Origin of the sequence: Pseudoxanthomonas sp. X-1 (assembly GCF_020042665.1) — a bacterium.
Classification (GTDB): Bacteria; Pseudomonadota; Gammaproteobacteria; order Xanthomonadales; family Xanthomonadaceae; genus Pseudoxanthomonas_A; species Pseudoxanthomonas_A spadix_A.
Genome location: NZ_CP083376.1, coordinates 84,844 through 100,397 on the forward strand (window position 1 = coordinate 84,844; position 15,554 = coordinate 100,397).

At 70.8% G+C, this 15,554-nt stretch carries 11 protein-coding genes and 1 pseudogene; 8 read left to right on the forward strand and 4 right to left on the reverse strand.

Annotated elements, in window-relative coordinates; all coding sequences use genetic code 11:
• Positions 1-90: 90 nt before the first annotated feature.
• Positions 91-690: a nitroreductase family protein gene (locus LAJ50_RS00375; RefSeq protein WP_130551351.1), complete on the reverse strand. Its 600-nt coding sequence runs from the start codon at positions 688-690 to the stop codon at positions 91-93.
• Between the two features lie 342 nt (positions 691-1,032).
• On the opposite strand from LAJ50_RS00375, the gene LAJ50_RS00380 reads away from it, so the two are divergent.
• Both LAJ50_RS00380 and LAJ50_RS00385 read left to right on the forward strand, forming a co-directional pair.
• Positions 1,033-3,201, forward strand: a complete 2,169-nt coding sequence (locus LAJ50_RS00380; RefSeq protein WP_130551350.1) for a diguanylate cyclase — start codon at positions 1,033-1,035, stop codon at positions 3,199-3,201.
• 234 nt (positions 3,202-3,435) lie between these two features.
• On the forward strand, positions 3,436-3,798 hold the full coding sequence (locus LAJ50_RS00385) for a hypothetical protein (RefSeq protein WP_130551349.1): 363 nt from the start codon (positions 3,436-3,438) through the stop codon (positions 3,796-3,798).
• Positions 3,799-4,288: 490 nt separating this feature from the next.
• On the opposite strand, the gene LAJ50_RS00390 is transcribed toward LAJ50_RS00385, so the two are convergent.
• Positions 4,289-6,112, reverse strand: coding sequence for a family 43 glycosylhydrolase (locus tag LAJ50_RS00390; protein ID WP_138653904.1), 1,824 nt, complete (start codon positions 6,110-6,112; stop codon positions 4,289-4,291).
• Positions 6,113-6,251: 139 nt separating this feature from the next.
• On the opposite strand from LAJ50_RS00390, the gene LAJ50_RS00395 reads away from it, so the two are divergent.
• From LAJ50_RS00395 to LAJ50_RS00415, 5 genes and pseudogenes are all read left to right on the forward strand, one after another.
• Positions 6,252-6,605, forward strand: coding sequence for a hypothetical protein (locus tag LAJ50_RS00395; RefSeq protein ID WP_138653906.1), 354 nt, complete (start codon positions 6,252-6,254; stop codon positions 6,603-6,605).
• Between the two features lie 136 nt (positions 6,606-6,741).
• Positions 6,742-7,632 (forward strand): TauD/TfdA family dioxygenase, encoded by an 891-nt coding sequence (locus LAJ50_RS00400; protein WP_138653908.1) that lies wholly within the window; start codon positions 6,742-6,744, stop codon positions 7,630-7,632.
• A 50-nt stretch (positions 7,633-7,682) separates the two neighbouring features.
• A complete protein-coding gene (locus LAJ50_RS00405) occupies positions 7,683-8,750 on the forward strand; it encodes an ABC transporter substrate-binding protein (protein WP_138653910.1) in 1,068 nt (355 codons plus the stop codon).
• Positions 8,751-8,769: 19 nt separating this feature from the next.
• Positions 8,770-9,528, forward strand: a pseudogene (locus LAJ50_RS00410) (ABC transporter ATP-binding protein); the annotation flags it as partial.
• A gap of 44 nt (positions 9,529-9,572) precedes the next feature.
• Positions 9,573-10,454, forward strand: a complete 882-nt coding sequence (locus LAJ50_RS00415) for an ABC transporter permease subunit (RefSeq protein ID WP_138653914.1) — start codon at positions 9,573-9,575, stop codon at positions 10,452-10,454.
• Positions 10,455-10,555: 101 nt separating this feature from the next.
• Here the strand turns inward: LAJ50_RS00415 and LAJ50_RS00420 are convergent, their stop codons facing one another.
• Both LAJ50_RS00420 and fabV read right to left on the reverse strand, forming a co-directional pair.
• Complete coding sequence (locus LAJ50_RS00420) at positions 10,556-11,845, reverse strand: MFS transporter (protein WP_138653916.1); 1,290 nt, start codon at positions 11,843-11,845, stop codon at positions 10,556-10,558.
• A 321-nt stretch (positions 11,846-12,166) separates the two neighbouring features.
• The gene (gene fabV / locus LAJ50_RS00425; protein WP_138653918.1) at positions 12,167-13,372 is read right to left on the reverse strand and encodes an enoyl-ACP reductase FabV; all 1,206 of its coding nucleotides are present in this window, start codon (positions 13,370-13,372) and stop codon (positions 12,167-12,169) included.
• A 154-nt stretch (positions 13,373-13,526) separates the two neighbouring features.
• Here fabV and LAJ50_RS00430 point away from each other — a divergent pair, with 154 nt between their 5' ends.
• Positions 13,527-15,530 carry a bifunctional 2',3'-cyclic-nucleotide 2'-phosphodiesterase/3'-nucleotidase gene (locus LAJ50_RS00430; protein ID WP_138653920.1) on the forward strand — a complete coding sequence of 668 codons (2,004 nt, stop codon included), beginning with the start codon at positions 13,527-13,529 and terminating at the stop codon, positions 15,528-15,530.
• The last annotated feature ends 24 nt before the right edge of the window (positions 15,531-15,554 follow it).

Consider the following 15,554-nt stretch of genomic DNA (forward strand, 5'->3'; position numbering starts at 1 on the left):
CCGGCGGCGGCGGGATAAAACGACAACGCCCCCGCGGGCGGCCGCGGAGGCGTTGTCGTCGAAGGCGCGCCGGCCTGGGCCCGGCGGGGCTCAGCCGAAGATGCGGAAGCGCTGCGCGTCGTCGATGAAGTCCTTGCCGCCGATCTCGGCCTCGTGGGAGCCGAACGGCATCTGCGCACGCAGCTTCCAGCTGGCCGGCAGGTTCCACTCGGCCGCGGCGGCCGCGTCGGGCAGCGGGTTGTAGTGCTGCAGGCTGGCGCCCACGCCGACGGTGGCCAGCGCGGTCCACACGGCCAGCTGGGCCATGCCGCTGGACTGCTCGGACCAGACCGGGAAATTGTCGGCGTACAGGGCGAACTTCTCCTGCAGGCCCTTGACCACGTCCTGATCCTCGTAGAACAGGATGGTGCCGGCGCCGGCCGCGAAGCTGCTCAGCTTGTTCTCGGTCTGCTCGAACGCGTCGGCCGGCACGATCTTCTTCAGTTCCTGGCGCACCAGGTCCCAGAACTTCTCGCTCTGCGCGCCGAACAGGATGACCACGCGCGAGCTCTGCGAGTTGAACGAGGACGGCGCATGCTTGACCGCGTCCTTGATCAGCGCGGTGATCTCATCGTGCGAAACGGGCAGCGACTTGCCGAGGGCGTACTGGGTACGACGCGTCTTGTGCGCGTCCAGGAAGGCGTTGGTCATGGCGGCGGGGCCTAAGGTAAGAATCCAGCGGCCAGCCTAAACAGCCCCAGCGCGGGCAGACAGCCCACTGCGCGACAAAGTCCGTTGCCGATGCTGCAACAGCACACCGCCCGGGCACCCGGGCCGCGTCGCCGCTGCAGCCACCTGCGGGCCGATGGGTTCGCTGCGTCGGCGTGTCCTGTACGGACGTTCAGGCCGGCCGGTGCCTGCGGTCCCGGCGCTCACCCCGGCATGCACCCGGCGCAGGCAGGCTGACCCGGCTTGTGTTCCGAACCGGGCGCGCTGGCCCGATAATTCCTCGAGGCCGGCGCCGCGCCGGACGGTCTTCCACGAGACGTTCGCATGTCCGCACCCGCCGATCCTGCCAAGCCGACGCCCCCGCCCGAATCCGATCGACTGGCCGCCTTGCGCGCGCTGCAGGTGCTGGACACCCCGGCCGAGCCGATGTTCGACGACCTGACCTGGCTCGCGGCCTCGCTGTGCCAGACGCCGATCGCGCTGGTCAGCCTGGTCGACGAGGAGCGGCAGTGGTTCAAGGCGCGCGTCGGCCTGGACCTGCCGCAGGCGCCCAGGCACGTGGCGCTGTGCGCGTACGCGCTGGAGCACGGCGGGCTGCTGGAGGTGTCCGATCTGAGCGCCGATGCGCGCTTCGTGGACAACCCGCTGGTGGTGGGCGAGCCGCACATGCGCTTCTACGCCGGTGCGCCGCTGGTCGGCAGTGGCGGGCATGTCTATGGCGCGCTGTGTGTCATCGACACGGTGCCGCGCCAGCTCACCGGGACCCAGCGCGAGGGCCTGCTGCGGCTGGCCATGCGCACCACCGGCGCGCTGGAGACGCGCAGCGTGCTGCACCACGCCGAGGCGCGCGAGCAGACCCTCGAACGCCTGCTCGAGTCCATGCCCGATGCGGTGGTCACCTGCGACGCGCAGGGCCAGCTGGGCCAGTTCAATCGCCAGGCGCGCGCCTGGCACGGTCTGGACCCGGCCAAGGTGCCGCAGGCGCAGTGGGCCCGGCATTTCGACCTGTTCCAGGCCGACGGCAGGACGCCGCTGAGCACCGACCAGATCCCGCTGGTGCGGGCCCTGTCGGGCGAACACGTGCAGGAGGCCGAGATTGTGATCCTGGCCGCCGGGCAGCCTTCGCGCTCGGTGCTTTGCAACGGCGACCCGCTGCGCGCACCCGACGGCTCGCTGCTGGGCGCGGTGGTGGTGATGCACGACATCACCCGCCTGCGCGCCTCGCAGGAGGCGGCGCTGGTGGAAGGCCAGCGCTTCCGCGAGGCGTTCTCCGCCGCCGCGCAGGGCATGGCCCTGGTGTCGCTGGAAGGCCGGTGGCTGGACGTCAACGACGCGGTGTGCGCGCTCTTCGGCTACACGCGCAACGAGCTGATGCGGCTGGACTTCCAGCGGCTGACCCATCCGCAGGATCTGGACGTCGACCTGAACCTGCTGGACGAGCTGCTGCGCGGCGAGCGCACCAGCTACCAGCTGGACAAGCGCTACTTCCACCGCGATGGCCACGTGCTCCACGCCCATCTGTCGGTGTCGCTGATCCGCGACGCGCATGGCGCGCCGCTGCACCTGGTCTCGCAGATCCAGGATTTCACCCAGCAGCGCCAGGCCGAGTCGGCGCTGCGCGAGAGCGAGCAGCGCCTGCGCACCATCACCGACAACGTGCCGGCGCTGGTGGCGCGGGTGGGCCAGGACCTGCGCTACGAGTTCGTCAACCGCCATTACGCGCACTGGCTGGGACGACCGTCCGGCGATGTCATCGGCCGGCACATGGACGAGGTGCTCGCCCCCGAGCACTTCGCCAGCATCCTGCCGCATGTCGATGCGGCGCTGGCCGGGCAGACGGCCGAGTTCGATCTGGACGTGGTCGACCGCCACGGCGAGCTGCGCCACATGCACGCCATCTACGTCCCCGACGCGGCCCCGCGGGCGCCGGGCGATGCGCAGCGCGCCGGCTTCCTGCTGACCGTGCACGATGTCACCGCCCAGACCCGGCTCTCGCGCATGCTGCAGGAGCGCGCGCTCACCGACCCGCTCACCGGCCTGCCCAACCGCCTGGCCTGGATGGTCGAGCTGGACATCGCCCTGGCCCGCGCGCGCACCACCGGCGAGCCGCTGGCGGTGCTGTTCATCGACCTGGACGGCTTCAAGCCGATCAACGACACCTATGGCCACGAGACCGGCGATGCGGTGCTGTGCGGCTTTGGCGAGCGCCTGCGCCAGACGCTGCGCCCGGAGGACTTCGCCGCCCGCCTGGCCGGCGATGAATTCGTGGTGCTGCTGCATCACGTGCACGACGCCTCGGATCCGGAAGCGGTGGTGCGCAGGCTGGAGTACGCCATGCAGGCGCCGCTGCTGGCCAACACGCACGCGCTGCAGGTGACGCCGAGCATCGGCGCGTCGGTGCAGTACGGGCCGCATTACGACATCGCGGCGCTGATGCGCGCGGCCGATGTGGCCATGTACCAGGTCAAGCGCGCGCACGCCGTGCGGACTTGAACCTCAGGCGCGGTCATCGCGCAAGTGCTTGCCGCAGTGCGGCTTGACTGCGCCAGCCAAGGCGCTCCGCGGAGCGCGGCGATCACATTCCCAACCGCCCGTTCAGTGGCAAACGCCGTGGCGGCAAGGCTTGCACGCCCTGCAACGCGGATGGCATCTGGCCTACACCCCTCGTAAACATCGCTGTGCCCACCATGCCGCCCGGTTTTGACCCGCCGCCAGGCAGCGCATCGCATGAACGCAGTAAGACAACAGCCTCTGTCGGCCGCGGCCCGCGACATCGAGGAGCGCATCTTCCGCCGGGGCGTGAGCGACCAGGAAGTGCGCCAGGCCATCGATCTGGTGGCCGAGTACGTGGCCACGCACACCGAGCAGGCGCCCGAAGGGCAGGACTGGTGGAGCGCGTTTGCTGAGGTCTACGAAGACCTCACGCGCAACTTCAGCGTCGCCCAGACCGAGGCCTTCGAAATCGCCACCGACACCATCCTGGTGGGCCACGGCCGCCCGCGCTGGAGCTGCATGCGCGGGGGCCGCGGCACGCCGCGTGCGCCGGCGCCATCGGGCGGCCTGCCTGGCCGCTGGTCGTCCGCGGCCTGAAGCAGCGAGGGCGCACGCCGGCTTCCCGGCGCAGCTGCCGCTTCGCCGCCTGCGCGGCCGTGGGAGACGCCATGCGGCCATGAAGTCTTCCCGGTAGCGCCCATCGCCGCCATGGCGGCTTCCCGAACAGCGGCGGGTTGCGCGCCCGCTACGGCCATCCGCGTGCCACCGATGGGATGTCCAAGAGAGACCCACGTCAGCCGCGCCTCACGCGGTGGTCGTGCTCGTCCTGTGCCGGGTGGCAGGACCGTGACCAGTCGCGACGCGATGCGCATTCGGACTTTTCCTACCCGACAGCGGGATATCGCCCGACGGATCGGAGCGGGCGATGGCGCGATGCTGGCGTCGCCCCGGCAGCAGCCCTCGCAACGGCCAAGGAACGCCGCTCGCAAGGACCATGGGCGCGACCCTGAGCAAGTCGCACGCAGGGCCGGTGGCATTCTCCTTCTGGCCGGTTCCCCCCGGCCTTTTTTTTGCCTGCGCGCCGCGGCTAGGGCAGCGCCACCGGCGCGGCCAGCGGCGAGACGCCGCGTTCGTCGAAGGCCTCCACCGACACCACATAGGCCGGGTCGGTGTTCAGCGCGCGCAGCTCCAGCGTGGTGCCGCGGTCGGCGAACACCTGGTAGGTCAAGGTCAGCCGGTCCGCGCGCAGGCCCCAGCGCACGTTGTAGCCGACCGCGCCGGGGACCGGGTCCCAGCGGACGGCCGCGTTGCGGCGATCGTCCGCGCGCGTGGCGCGCAGCCCGGTGGGCGCGGGCGGTGCCGGGCCGTCGGCATTGCCGAACACGCGCAGGTCGCTGATCGCCAGGTGCTGCGCGCCGACATGGCCGTGTACATAGCGGATGTAGCGCGTGCGCACCGGCGCAGGCAGCGGCAGATAGGCATTGGGGCGGTCGCGGCGCGTGGCCGGGTCGTCGCCGACCTCGGCCAGCGGCGTCCAGTGGCGGCCATCGCGCGAGTGCTGCAGCCGGAAGCTGGTGTAGACCTCCGGCCCGTCGCCGAACACCCCGGACTGGAAGTCGGCGAAGTCGACCTGCACCGCGCGCACCGTGCGCGCCCCGCCCAGATCCACGCACAGCGTCTGGCCCGGCGCGGCCGAGGCGGCCACCCAGAACGTGCGCGGATCCTCGTCGGTGACATTGGCCGCGCGATGGGTGCCGTCGTCGGACGAGGCCGTGGCCTGCTTGCGGTAGGACAGCAGCATCCAGCCGGTGAACAGCGCCTCCGGGTCTTCGACCGGGCCATCCGGCATCCAGTGCGGGAAGTCGCCGAAGCGCGTGGACACGCGCATCTGGCCGTCGGGATAGAACCCGGCCGGGAACAGGGCGATGCGCCGCTCGAAGGTCCAGTTGGCCCCGATCCACGGCGTGCCGCTGTTGAACCAGTTGCCGTGCCCATCCTGGAAGGTCGAGCCGTGGCCTGCGCCCTGCACGAAGCCGCCTGGCTTGTAGGCGACCGGGTTGTAGGCGGCGTAGGCGAACGGCCCCAGCGGCCCGTCGCCCACATAGGTGCCGGTGGCGTAGCTGTTGTGCTCGGTGCCCGGCGCCGCGTACTGCAGGTAGTAGCGGCCGGCGTGCTTGGTCATCCACGCGCCTTCAAGGTAGTTGCCCACCGGCCGGCCGTCGGGAAACACCGCGCCGCGATGGTCCTGGCCGAAGCGCTCCCAGCCGTGCCGCGCCGGGTCCAGCGCCAGCAGCGCCCTGGGATGGCCGCGATAGGCCAGGCCGCGCGCGGTGCGGTCCAGCGGCATGCCGTACAGCGGGAACACGTCCGAACTGCCCCAGTACAGGTACCACTGGCCGTCATCGTCGATGAACAGGTCCGGGTCCCACGGCCCGGACGGAATCATGCCCGGCGGCACGTGGCTGTCCCAGTTCTCCTTCACCGCATCGGGCAGTTCGGGCAGCAGGCGGGTGAGGAAGTCCAGCCGGCCGCTGGCCGGATCGGCGCTCTCCAGCACCGCGCGCGGAGCGAAGGCGGACTGCATCAGCACCAGCCGCTGGCCGTCGGACACGGCCGCCGGCGCGACCAGCGCCTCGAACGGCCAGCGGCTGGGCCGGATGAACGTCCAGCGCAGCAGATCGGTGGAGCGCCAGTAGCCATCGGCGATGGTCAGGAACAGGTACCAGGCATCGCCGTGGCGCACGATCGCAGGGTCCGCGCCGGTGCGGTAGCTGACGCCCTCGTTGAGCTGCTCGAAGTTGTAGCGGTAGTCCAGGTCGACCGGGTTGGCCCAGGTGCGCGCCGGGGGCTGCTGCGCCAGCGCGGCGCTGGCGCACAGCGTGCACGCCAGCAGGAACAGGGGACGGAACATGGCGCTCCCGGCGCGCGTGAGGGACACGCATGGTGCCGCAGGACCGCACCGCCGGCTGGCGCGACGCAGCACGTCCCTCTGTCAGGAGGGTGGGATGGCCGTCACGCCAGCTTCCCGGCCCCCGGGTAACGTCGAAGGCATGGATCACGACCCAAGCCGCCGCGATTGGCCCGACTGGCTGGACCTCGAAGTCGAGCGGGAGTACTGGCGGACGCGGTTCATGGACCTGCCGTGCGCCAAGGCCGGCGACGACATCCAACGCTGCTGGCCGCTGATCGAACTGGTTTACACGCTGTATGTGCGCTATCCGCGCGCCTCGCTGATCGAGGCGCTGACGCATTACGAGGCCGGCTCGCGCGGCCATCCCCATGGCATGGACGCCCAGCAGCTGACCGAGTTGTTCGCGCGCATCTGGGGCCGCATCCTCAAGGTGGCCCGTGGCCGCACGCTGCCGGCGTGGGCGCCCGGCGGGCAGGGTTCGTTCTCCGGCTGAGCCGCCCCGCCCCGCATATGCCGTCGACGGCATTCGACATGCCCGATGGCTATTTCAGTCCCTGCCTGGCACTGCCTAGGGTGGCAGGTCCGGCGGCGCACGGCGCCGTTGGACGCTGTTCTCCCCGGAGCCGCCCATGGCCGTCGCTGCCCACGCTGTGTCCCGTTCCGCCGCCGATGCGGTGGAGATCGTCCCCTTCGATGCGCCGCTGGGCGCGGAGGTGTGGGGCCTGGATCTGTCGCGCCCGCTGAGCGCGGCGACCTTCGCGCGCATCCACCGCGCGCACCTGGACCACCATGTGCTGGTGTTCCGCGATGCGCGCATCACGCCCGCCCAGCAGGTGGACTTCAGCCGCCGCTTCGGGCCGCTGCAGATCCACGTGCTGCGCAACTTCCAGCTGGCCGGGCATCCGGAAGTGCTGGTGGTGTCCAACATCAAGCAGGACGGCAAGCCGATCGGGCTGGGCGATGCCGGCCACTACTGGCATTCGGACCTGTCCTACAAGGAGCGGCCCAGCCTGGGCTCGTTGCTGCACGCGCAGGAGCTGCCGCGCGAGGGCGGCGATACCCTGTTCGCCAACCAGCACCTGGCCTTCGACACCCTGCCGGCCGAGCTGCGCCGCGCGATCGATGGCCGCGTCGCCGAACACAGCTACCTGGCCAAGTACGATGAGCTGCGTGCGCGCAATCCCTATCGCCCGGCGCTGACCCAGGAACAGATCGACGAGGTCGTGCCGGTGCGGCATCCGGTGGTGCGCACCCATCCGGAGACCGGCCGCCGCGCGCTGTTCGTCAGCGAGCACTTCACCACCCGCATCGTCGACCTGCCGCAGGACGAAAGCGATGCGCTGCTGGCCGAGCTGTTCGCGCTGAGCACGCGCGCCTCGCTGGTGTACCGCCATCGCTGGCGGCCGCACGACCTGGTGTTCTGGGACAACCGCTCGGTGATGCACCTGGCCGCCGGTACGCCCGACAGCGAACGCCGCCTGCTCTACCGCACCACCATCGAGGGCGACGCGCCCTTCTGAAGCGGCGCGCCCAATCCCGAATCCCCAATCCCCAATCCCGAGCCTGTCCAATGCCCCCACGTTCCGCATCGACCCGCGCGTTGCCGCGCCGCCTCCTGTCCGCGACGGCGCTGCTGCTGTGCGCCGCGCTGCTGGTGGCCTGCGGCAACGCCGGCCAGGGCGAGGCGCCGGCGGGCGCGGCGCCGCAGCAGGCCACGCTGCGCATCGGCAAGCAGTTCGGCATCGTCTACCTGTTGCTGGACGTGGCCGATGCCAAGGGTTTCATCGTCGAGCAGGCCAAGGCCCAGGGCCTGGCCGTCAAGGTGGAAAGCCGGCAGCTGTCCGGCGGTGCGGCGATCAACGACGCGCTGCTCAGCGGCGCCATCGACGTGGCCGGCGCCGGCACCGGACCGCTGTTCACCCTGTGGGACCGCACCCGCGGCCGCCAGGACGTGCGCGGCGTGGCCTCGCTGGGCAACTTCCCCTACCAGCTGATCAGCAACGCGCCGTCGGTGCGCAGCATCGACGATCTACGCCCAAGCGATCGCATCGCCGTGCCGGCGGTGGGCGTGTCGGTGCAGGCGCGCATCCTGCAGTACGCCTCGGCCCAGCGCTGGGGCCAGGCGCAGGCGCTGAAGCTGGACGCGCAGCAGGTCGCGCTGCCGCATCCGGACGCGGCGGCAGCGATCATCTCCGGCGGCAGCGAGATCACCGCGCATTTCTCCACCCCGCCGTTCCAGCAGCAGGAGCTGGCGCGCAACCCCGCCGCGCACGTGATCCTGGATTCCTACCAGGTGCTCGGCGGGCCGTCCTCGGCCACGGTGCTGTACGCCACGGCGAAGTTCCGCAAGGACAATCCCGCGCTGTACCACGCCTTCCTGGCCGGGCTGGACCAGGCGGCCAAGTTCATCGTCGCCCATCCCGAGGAGGCCGCCGAGGTCTATGTGCAGCGCAATCCGGGCAGCGAGCGCGAGCAGGTGCTGGCCGTGCTGCGCGATCCGCAGGTGCAGTTCACCATCGCGCCGCAGAACACGCTGGGGCTGGGACGCTTCATGCAGCAGGTCGGCGCGATCAAGCAGGCGCCGGGCGCGGTGGGCGATTACTTCTTCGACGACCCGCTGATCGCGGGCGGGAGCTAGGCCGATGAACGTGCACCCGCTGCCGCAGCCGATGCTGCAGGTGGACCACGTCAGCCTGGAGTACGCCGAGGCCGGGCGCGTGGTGCGCGCCACCCATCGGGTGAGTTTCGACGTGCACGAGGCCGACCGGTTCGTGCTGCTGGGTCCGTCGGGCTGCGGCAAGTCGACCCTGCTCAAGGCGGTGGCCGGGTTCCTGACACCGAGCGAGGGCCAGATCCGGCTGGATGGCGCGCCGGTGGCCGCGCCGGGACCGGATCGCGGCGTGGTGTTCCAGGAGTTCGACCAGCTGGCGCCGTGGAAGACGGTGCGCCAGAACGTGGAGTTCGGCCTGCGCGTCGCGCGCCGGCTGGGCCGCGCCGAGGCGCGCGACCGCGCCGCCGACGCGCTGGAGAAGGTCGGCCTGACCGCCTTCGCCGACGCCTATCCGCACACCCTGTCCGGCGGCATGAAGCAGCGCGTGGCCATCGCCCGCGCGCTGGCGATGCAGCCGCGCGTGCTGCTGATGGACGAGCCCTTCGCCGCGCTGGACGCGCTGACCCGCCAGCGCATGCAGGCCCAGCTGCTGGAGCTGTGGGAGCAGGTGCGCTTCACCCTGCTGTTCGTCACCCATTCCATCGACGAGGCGCTGGTGGTCGGCAGCCGGGTGCTGCTGCTCTCGCCGCATCCGGGCCAGGTGCGCGCCGAACTCAACGCCCACCAGTTCGATGCCGGCAGCGGCGCCAGCGTCGCCTTCCAGCAGGCCAGCGCGCATATCCACCACCTGCTGTTCGAGGCGCCGCATGCGGCGCCGACGCCGCTGCGCACGCGCGCCGAGGCGCAGGCATGAGCGCGGTCGCCACGCCGTTGCGCCGGCAGCCGCCGGTGCGGCCGGAGTACACGCGCAGCGTGGTGCCGGTCGAGGCCGCGCGCGCCATCCCGCAGACGCGGCGCCGGCCCTGGCCGGACGGCCTGCGCCGCGCGCTGGTGCTGGTGGTGCTGGCCGTGGCCTGGGAGATCGCCGCGCGCCTGGTCGGCAACGATCTGCTGCTGCCGAGCTTCCTGCAGACCGCGCGCGCCCTTTACGACGGGTTGATCTCCGGCGAACTGCCGCGCCGCGTGGCCGCCTCGCTGTGGGTGCTGGCGCAGGGCTATGCGCTGGGCGTGCTTGGCGCGTTCGCGCTGACCGCGCTGGCGGCGTCCACGCGCGTCGGCCGCGACGTGCTGGGCACGCTGGTGGCGATGTTCAACCCGCTGCCGGCCATCGCCCTGCTGCCGCTGGCGCTGCTGTGGTTCGGGCTGGGCACCGGCAGCCTGGTGTTCGTGCTTGTGCACTCGGTGCTGTGGCCGCTGGCGCTGAGCACCTTCGCCGGGTTCGAGGCGGTGCCGCAGACCCTGCGCATGGCCGGGCGCAACCTGGGCCTGCGCGGGCCGCGCTACGTCGTGCAGCTGCTGGTGCCGGCCGCGCTGCCCTCGATCCTGTCCGGGCTGAAGATCGCCTGGGCGTTTGCCTGGCGCACCCTGATCGCCGCCGAGCTGGTGTTCGGCGCCACCTCCGGCCAGGGCGGGCTGGGCTGGTACATCTTCCAGAACCGCAACGAGCTCTACACCGACAAGGTGTTCGCCGGCCTGGCGATGGTGATCGTGCTGGGGCTGCTGGTGGAGGTGGTGGTGTTCAGCGGCCTGGAGCGGCTGACGGTACGGCGCTGGGGCATGCAGCGCAGCTAGAGGGACCTGGGAGCGAGTCCGTAGAAAGAGGAACGAGTCAGCGCGGGGCGTCGGCCGTCACGGCTTTCGCTCAGGTTCGTTCCTCTCCTCGCTTTTCTGCCTCAAGAAGGCGTCGGCGCGCCGACCTGCAGCCGCGCGCGGCGGAACAGCACCAGCGTCGCCGCCAGGCCGATCAGCGCGGCCAGCGACAGCCACAGCGCCGGGGCCGCCTTGCTGCCGGTGGCATGGATCAGCCAGGTCGAGACCGCCGGGGTGAAGCCGCCCATGGTCGCCGTGGCCAGGCTGTAGGCCAGCGAGAAGCCGGTGGTGCGCACCGAGGCGGGCATCACCTCGGTCAGCGCCACCACCATCGCGCCGTTGTAGGCGCCATAGAGCAGCGAGAGCCATTCGCCGGCCAGCAGCAGCCGCAGGAACGAGGGCGAGGCCACCAGCCAGTGCAGCAGCGGCCAGGCGGTGAGCAGGGTGGCCAGCGACGCGGCCACCAGCAGCGGGCGGCGGCCGACGCGGTCGCTCAGCGCGCCGAACACCGGCAGCCACACGAAGTTGGACAGGCCGATGCAGCAGGTCACCAGCAGGCTGTCCAGGTCCGACAGCTGCAGCGCGTCGCGGCCATAGGTCGGCATGTAGGCGGTGATCAGGTAGAAGGACACCGTGGTCATCATCACCATGCCGACGCCGGCCAGCACCACGCCGGTGTTCTGCCGCAGCGAGCGCAGCACCGCGCGTCCGTCCGGGCGCTCGCTGCGCGCGGCGAACTCCGGGCTCTCCTCCATCGAGCGCCGGATGAAGAAGATCACCGGCACGATCAGGCAGCCGATGAAGAACGGGATGCGCCAGCCCCAGGCATCCATCTGCGCCGGCGCCAGCCATGCGTGCAGGGCCACGCCCAGCGCACCGGCGAATACCACCGCCGCCTGCTGGCTGGCCGACTGCCAGGCCACGTAGAAGCCGCGATGGCCGGGCGTGGCGATCTCGGACAGGTAGACCGACACGCCGCCCAGCTCCGCGCCGGCCGAGAAGCCCTGCAGCAGCCGGCCGAGCAGCACCAGCAGCGGCGCCAGCACGCCCAGCGTGGCGTAGCCGGGCACGAAGGCGATCAGCAGCACGCCCAGCGACATCAGCCCCAGCGTCAGCAGCAGGCCTTTGCGGCGGCCGTGGCGGTCGATGTAGGCGCCCAGCACCAGCGCGCCCAGCGGACGCATCAGGAAGCCCGCGCCGAAGGTCGCCAGCGACAGCATCAGCGAGGCGAAGGCGTTCTGCGAAGGGAAGAAGGTGTGACCGATGGTCGTGGCGTAGAAGCCGTAGACCATGAAGTCGTACATCTCCAGGAAATTGCCGGCGGTGACACGGATCACCGCGGGTGCGCCGTGGGGGGGCGAGGCTGGATTCATCGTGGCGGAAGCGGGGAAGGCAGGGGGAGGAGCGGAAACGGCGAACATACTCCGCACGGGGAAATGTTCCGTGAGAAACAAGGGGCGGGAACGAGGGAAGCGAGGCGAGGAACGGGAAACGGGCGGAAGCCCGCGGTGAACCCCTGCCGTCGTTCCCGCGAACGCGGAAACCCAGGGACTTTCGCGCGGTGAAGCCCGAGGCGCTGGATGGTCAGACATGCGCCTGCCGAAAAGCACTTCCCGCGTTCGCGGGAACGACGGTAGCAGGGGCGAGGGAGGCGCTTCCCGCGTGCCTCCCTGCGCGTTCCTGCTCGAAGCGCCTCAGAGCTCGATCACATCGAACTTCACGTCTGGATCCACGTCGGCGTCGTAGTCCACGTCGTCGCGCTCGAAGCCGAACAGCTTGAGGAACTCGCGCTTGTAGTTGGCGTAGTCGGTCAGCTCGAACAGGTTCTCGCTGGTGACCTGCGGCCAGATCGCCTTGGCCGCGGTCTGCACCTCGGGCTTGAGCTCCCAGTCGTCCAGGCGCAGGCGCTGTTCGTCGTCCAGCTCGGGCGCGGCGCCATCGGCGCGGTACATGCGCTCGCGGAACAGCCGGTCCAGCTGCTCGATGGTGCCCTCGTGCAGACCCAGCGCCTTCATCACCTTGAAGACGATGGAGATGTACAGCGGCATCACCGGGATGGCCGAGCTGGCCTGGGTCACCACCGACTTGAGCACGGCCACGTTGGCGCCGCCGCCGGTGGCGGCGAGCCTGGCGTTGAGGCGCTGCGCGGTCGCGTCCAGGTCGGCCTTGGCCTTGCCCAGCGCGCCGTGCCAGTAGATCGGCCAGGTGATGTCGGTGCCGATGTAGCTGAAGGCCACCGTCCTGGCCGTCGGCGCCAGCACGCCGGCCTGGGCCAGCGCATCGATCCACAGCTCCCAGTCCTGGCCGCCCATGACGGTGACCGTGTCGGCGATCTCCTCCTCGGTGGCCGGCTCGATGCTGGCGGTGGTGATGGTGTCCTTGTTGGTGTCGATGGCGGTGGAGGTGTAGGGCGCGCCGATCGGCTTGAGCGCCGAGCGCTTGAGCTCGCCGGTGGACGGCAGCTTGCGCACCGGCGAGGCCAGCGAATACACCACCAGGTCCACCTGGCCGCCCATCTCGGTCTTGATCAGCTCGATGACCTTGGCGCGCGCCTCGTCGGAGAACGCATCGCCGTTGATCGAGCGCGCGTACAGCCCGGCCTGCTTGGCGAACTTGTCGAACGCGGCCGCGTTGTACCAGCCCGCGGTGCCGGCCTTCTTGTCGCTGCCGGGCTTCTCGAAGAACACGCCCAGCGTGTCGGCGCCGAAGCCGAACGCCGCGGTGATGCGCGCGGCCAGGCCGTAGCCGCTGGAGGCGCCGATCACCAGCACCTTCTTCGGGCCGTCCTCGCGCACGCCGCGCGCGCGCGTGGCGGCGATCTGGTCGCGCACGTTGAGCTCGCAGCCCAGCGGATGGGTGGTGGTGCAGATGAAGCCGCGGACCTTGGGATGGATGATCAAGACGATGCCTCTGGAGAAGGATGTTGCGCGCGGCATCTTAAGCCCCGCATCGCGCCACGGCCACGTGCGCCGGCGTATGGCGCGGGCCGGCCCTGACAAAATCGCGTCTAGGCGATCTGCTACTTTCGCCCGCCGCCCGTTCCACTTTCGCGTGATGTCCGTGATCCCCAAGCGTCTGCCCGCCGTGCTGTCCTGTTCCCTCCTGGCCGCGCTGGCCGGCTGCGCCTCCACGCCCGCCGCGCGCGCGCCGCTGGCCGATGGCGCCACCGCGCAGGTGGCGATCCTGGAGACCACCGATGTCCACTCCAACATCCTCAGCTACGACTACTACAAGCAGAAGGAAGACCCCACGCTCGGCTACGAGCGCGTCGCCACGCTGATCCGCCGCGCGCGGGCGGAGTTCCCCAACACCTTCCTGTTCGACAGCGGCGACACCATCCAGGGCTCGGTGCTGGCCGATTTCCAAGCCAAGGTGCAGCCGGTCGGCTGCGAGGAGGAGCTGGGCATCTACCAGGCCTTCGACGCGATGGGCTACGACGGCGGCACCGCCGGCAATCACGAGTTCAACTACGGCCTGGGCTTCCTGTCGCAGGTCACCGGCACGCCGATGAACGTCGACGGCGGCGCCAAGGCCAAGTGCAAGGGGCCCGGGTTCCCGCTGGTGCTGTCCAACGTGTTCAGCGCGCGCGACGGCCAGCCGATCTTCCGGCCCTGGACCATCGTGACCAAGGACATCGCCGTCACCGGCGCCGACGGCAAGCCGGTGAGGGTGCCGCTGCGGGTGGCCATCATCGGCTTCACCCCGCCGCCGATCCTGGACTGGGACAAGCAGAACCTGGAGGGCAAGGTCACCGTGACCGGCGTGGTCGAGGCCGCGCAGCGCTACCTGCCGCAGATCCAGGCCCAGCATCCGGACCTGGTGGTCGGCATCCTGCACGGCGGGCTCAACGCCGCGCCGTACACGCCGGACATGGAGAACGGCGGCTGGCACCTGGCCGGCGTGCCCGGCATCGACGTGCTGCTGCTGGGGCATTCGCACACCGAGTTCCCGGGGCCGCGCTACAAGGACCTGCCGCAGACCGACGCCACGCGCGGCTTCGTGCGCGGCAAGCCGGCGGTGATGGGTGGCTTCTACGGCAAGGACCTGGGCGTGATCGACCTGAAGCTGGTGCGCCGCGACGGGGCCTGGGCGATCGACCCGGCCGGCACCCACAGCGAGGTGCGCCCGATCTGCGCCTCCAAGACCGACTGCGTGCCGGTCGATCCGGCCATCGCGCCGCTGGTGGCGCGCGCGCACGCGGCCGCGCAGGCCTACGTCAACACGCCCATCGGCACCAGCACGGTGCACTTCTCCAGCTACTTCGCCGATGTCGGCAACAGCACCGCACTGGCCGTGGTCAACGCCGCCCAGCGCGACTACGTGCTGCGCACGCTGCCGCTGGAGCATCCGGAGCTGAAGGATGTGCCCGTGCTGTCGGCGGCCGCGCCGTTCCGTACCGGTTTCGGCGGCGCGGACGACTACACCGATGTGCCCGCCGGCACGCTGACCCTGCGCAGCGCCGCCGACCTGTACTTCTATCCGAACACGCTGACGGCGGTGAAGACCGACGGCGCCGGGGTCAAGGCCTGGCTGGAGACCTCCGCCGAGCGCTACAACACCATCGATCCGGGCAAGCCCGGCGCGCAGGCGCTGATCAATACCCGCTACGTGCCCTACAACGTCGATCAGCTGCAGGGCGGCGTGCACTACGTGATCGACGTGACCAGGCCGGTGGGTCAGCGCATCACGTCGCTGACCTACGGCGGCAAGCCGATCGATCCCGGGCAGCCGTTCGTGGTGGTCACCAACAACTACCGCGCCAGCGGCGGTGGCGGCTTCCCGGGCCTGGATGGGCGCAACGTCGTGCTGGCCGCGCCCGACGGCAGCCGCGAGATCCTGGCGGCCTGGATCAGGGCCAAGGGCACGATCACGCCGGCCGACATCGAGCCGACCTCCTGGCGCTTCGCCCCGGTCAAGGCCGCAGGCCCGCTGACTTTCGACTGCCCGGCCGGCAAGCTGGACATCGCCCGGGCGCAGCAGCTGCCGCCGATCCGCGAGCTCTCGGGTGGCCGCGATGGCGCGGCGGTGTGCGCGATCGACCTGTCCGCACGCAAGTAGGTCGCGGGAGGCCTGCCGGCGCAG

Excerpts from the sequence above, each read along its gene's own strand:
- LAJ50_RS00375 (WP_130551351.1), bottom strand. The coding sequence starts at position 690 with ATGACCAACGCCTTCCTGGACGCGCACAAGACGCGTCGTACCCAGTAC.
- LAJ50_RS00380 (WP_130551350.1), top strand. The coding sequence starts at position 1,033 with ATGTCCGCACCCGCCGATCCTGCCAAGCCGACGCCCCCGCCCGAATCC.
- LAJ50_RS00385 (WP_130551349.1), top strand. The coding sequence starts at position 3,436 with ATGAACGCAGTAAGACAACAGCCTCTGTCGGCCGCGGCCCGCGACATC.
- LAJ50_RS00390 (WP_138653904.1), bottom strand. The coding sequence starts at position 6,112 with ATGTTCCGTCCCCTGTTCCTGCTGGCGTGCACGCTGTGCGCCAGCGCC.
- LAJ50_RS00395 (WP_138653906.1), top strand. The coding sequence starts at position 6,252 with ATGGATCACGACCCAAGCCGCCGCGATTGGCCCGACTGGCTGGACCTC.
- LAJ50_RS00400 (WP_138653908.1), top strand. The coding sequence starts at position 6,742 with ATGGCCGTCGCTGCCCACGCTGTGTCCCGTTCCGCCGCCGATGCGGTG.
- LAJ50_RS00405 (WP_138653910.1), top strand. The coding sequence starts at position 7,683 with ATGCCCCCACGTTCCGCATCGACCCGCGCGTTGCCGCGCCGCCTCCTG.
- LAJ50_RS00415 (WP_138653914.1), top strand. The coding sequence starts at position 9,573 with ATGAGCGCGGTCGCCACGCCGTTGCGCCGGCAGCCGCCGGTGCGGCCG.
- LAJ50_RS00420 (WP_138653916.1), bottom strand. The coding sequence starts at position 11,845 with ATGAATCCAGCCTCGCCCCCCCACGGCGCACCCGCGGTGATCCGTGTC.
- LAJ50_RS00430 (WP_138653920.1), top strand. The coding sequence starts at position 13,527 with ATGTCCGTGATCCCCAAGCGTCTGCCCGCCGTGCTGTCCTGTTCCCTC.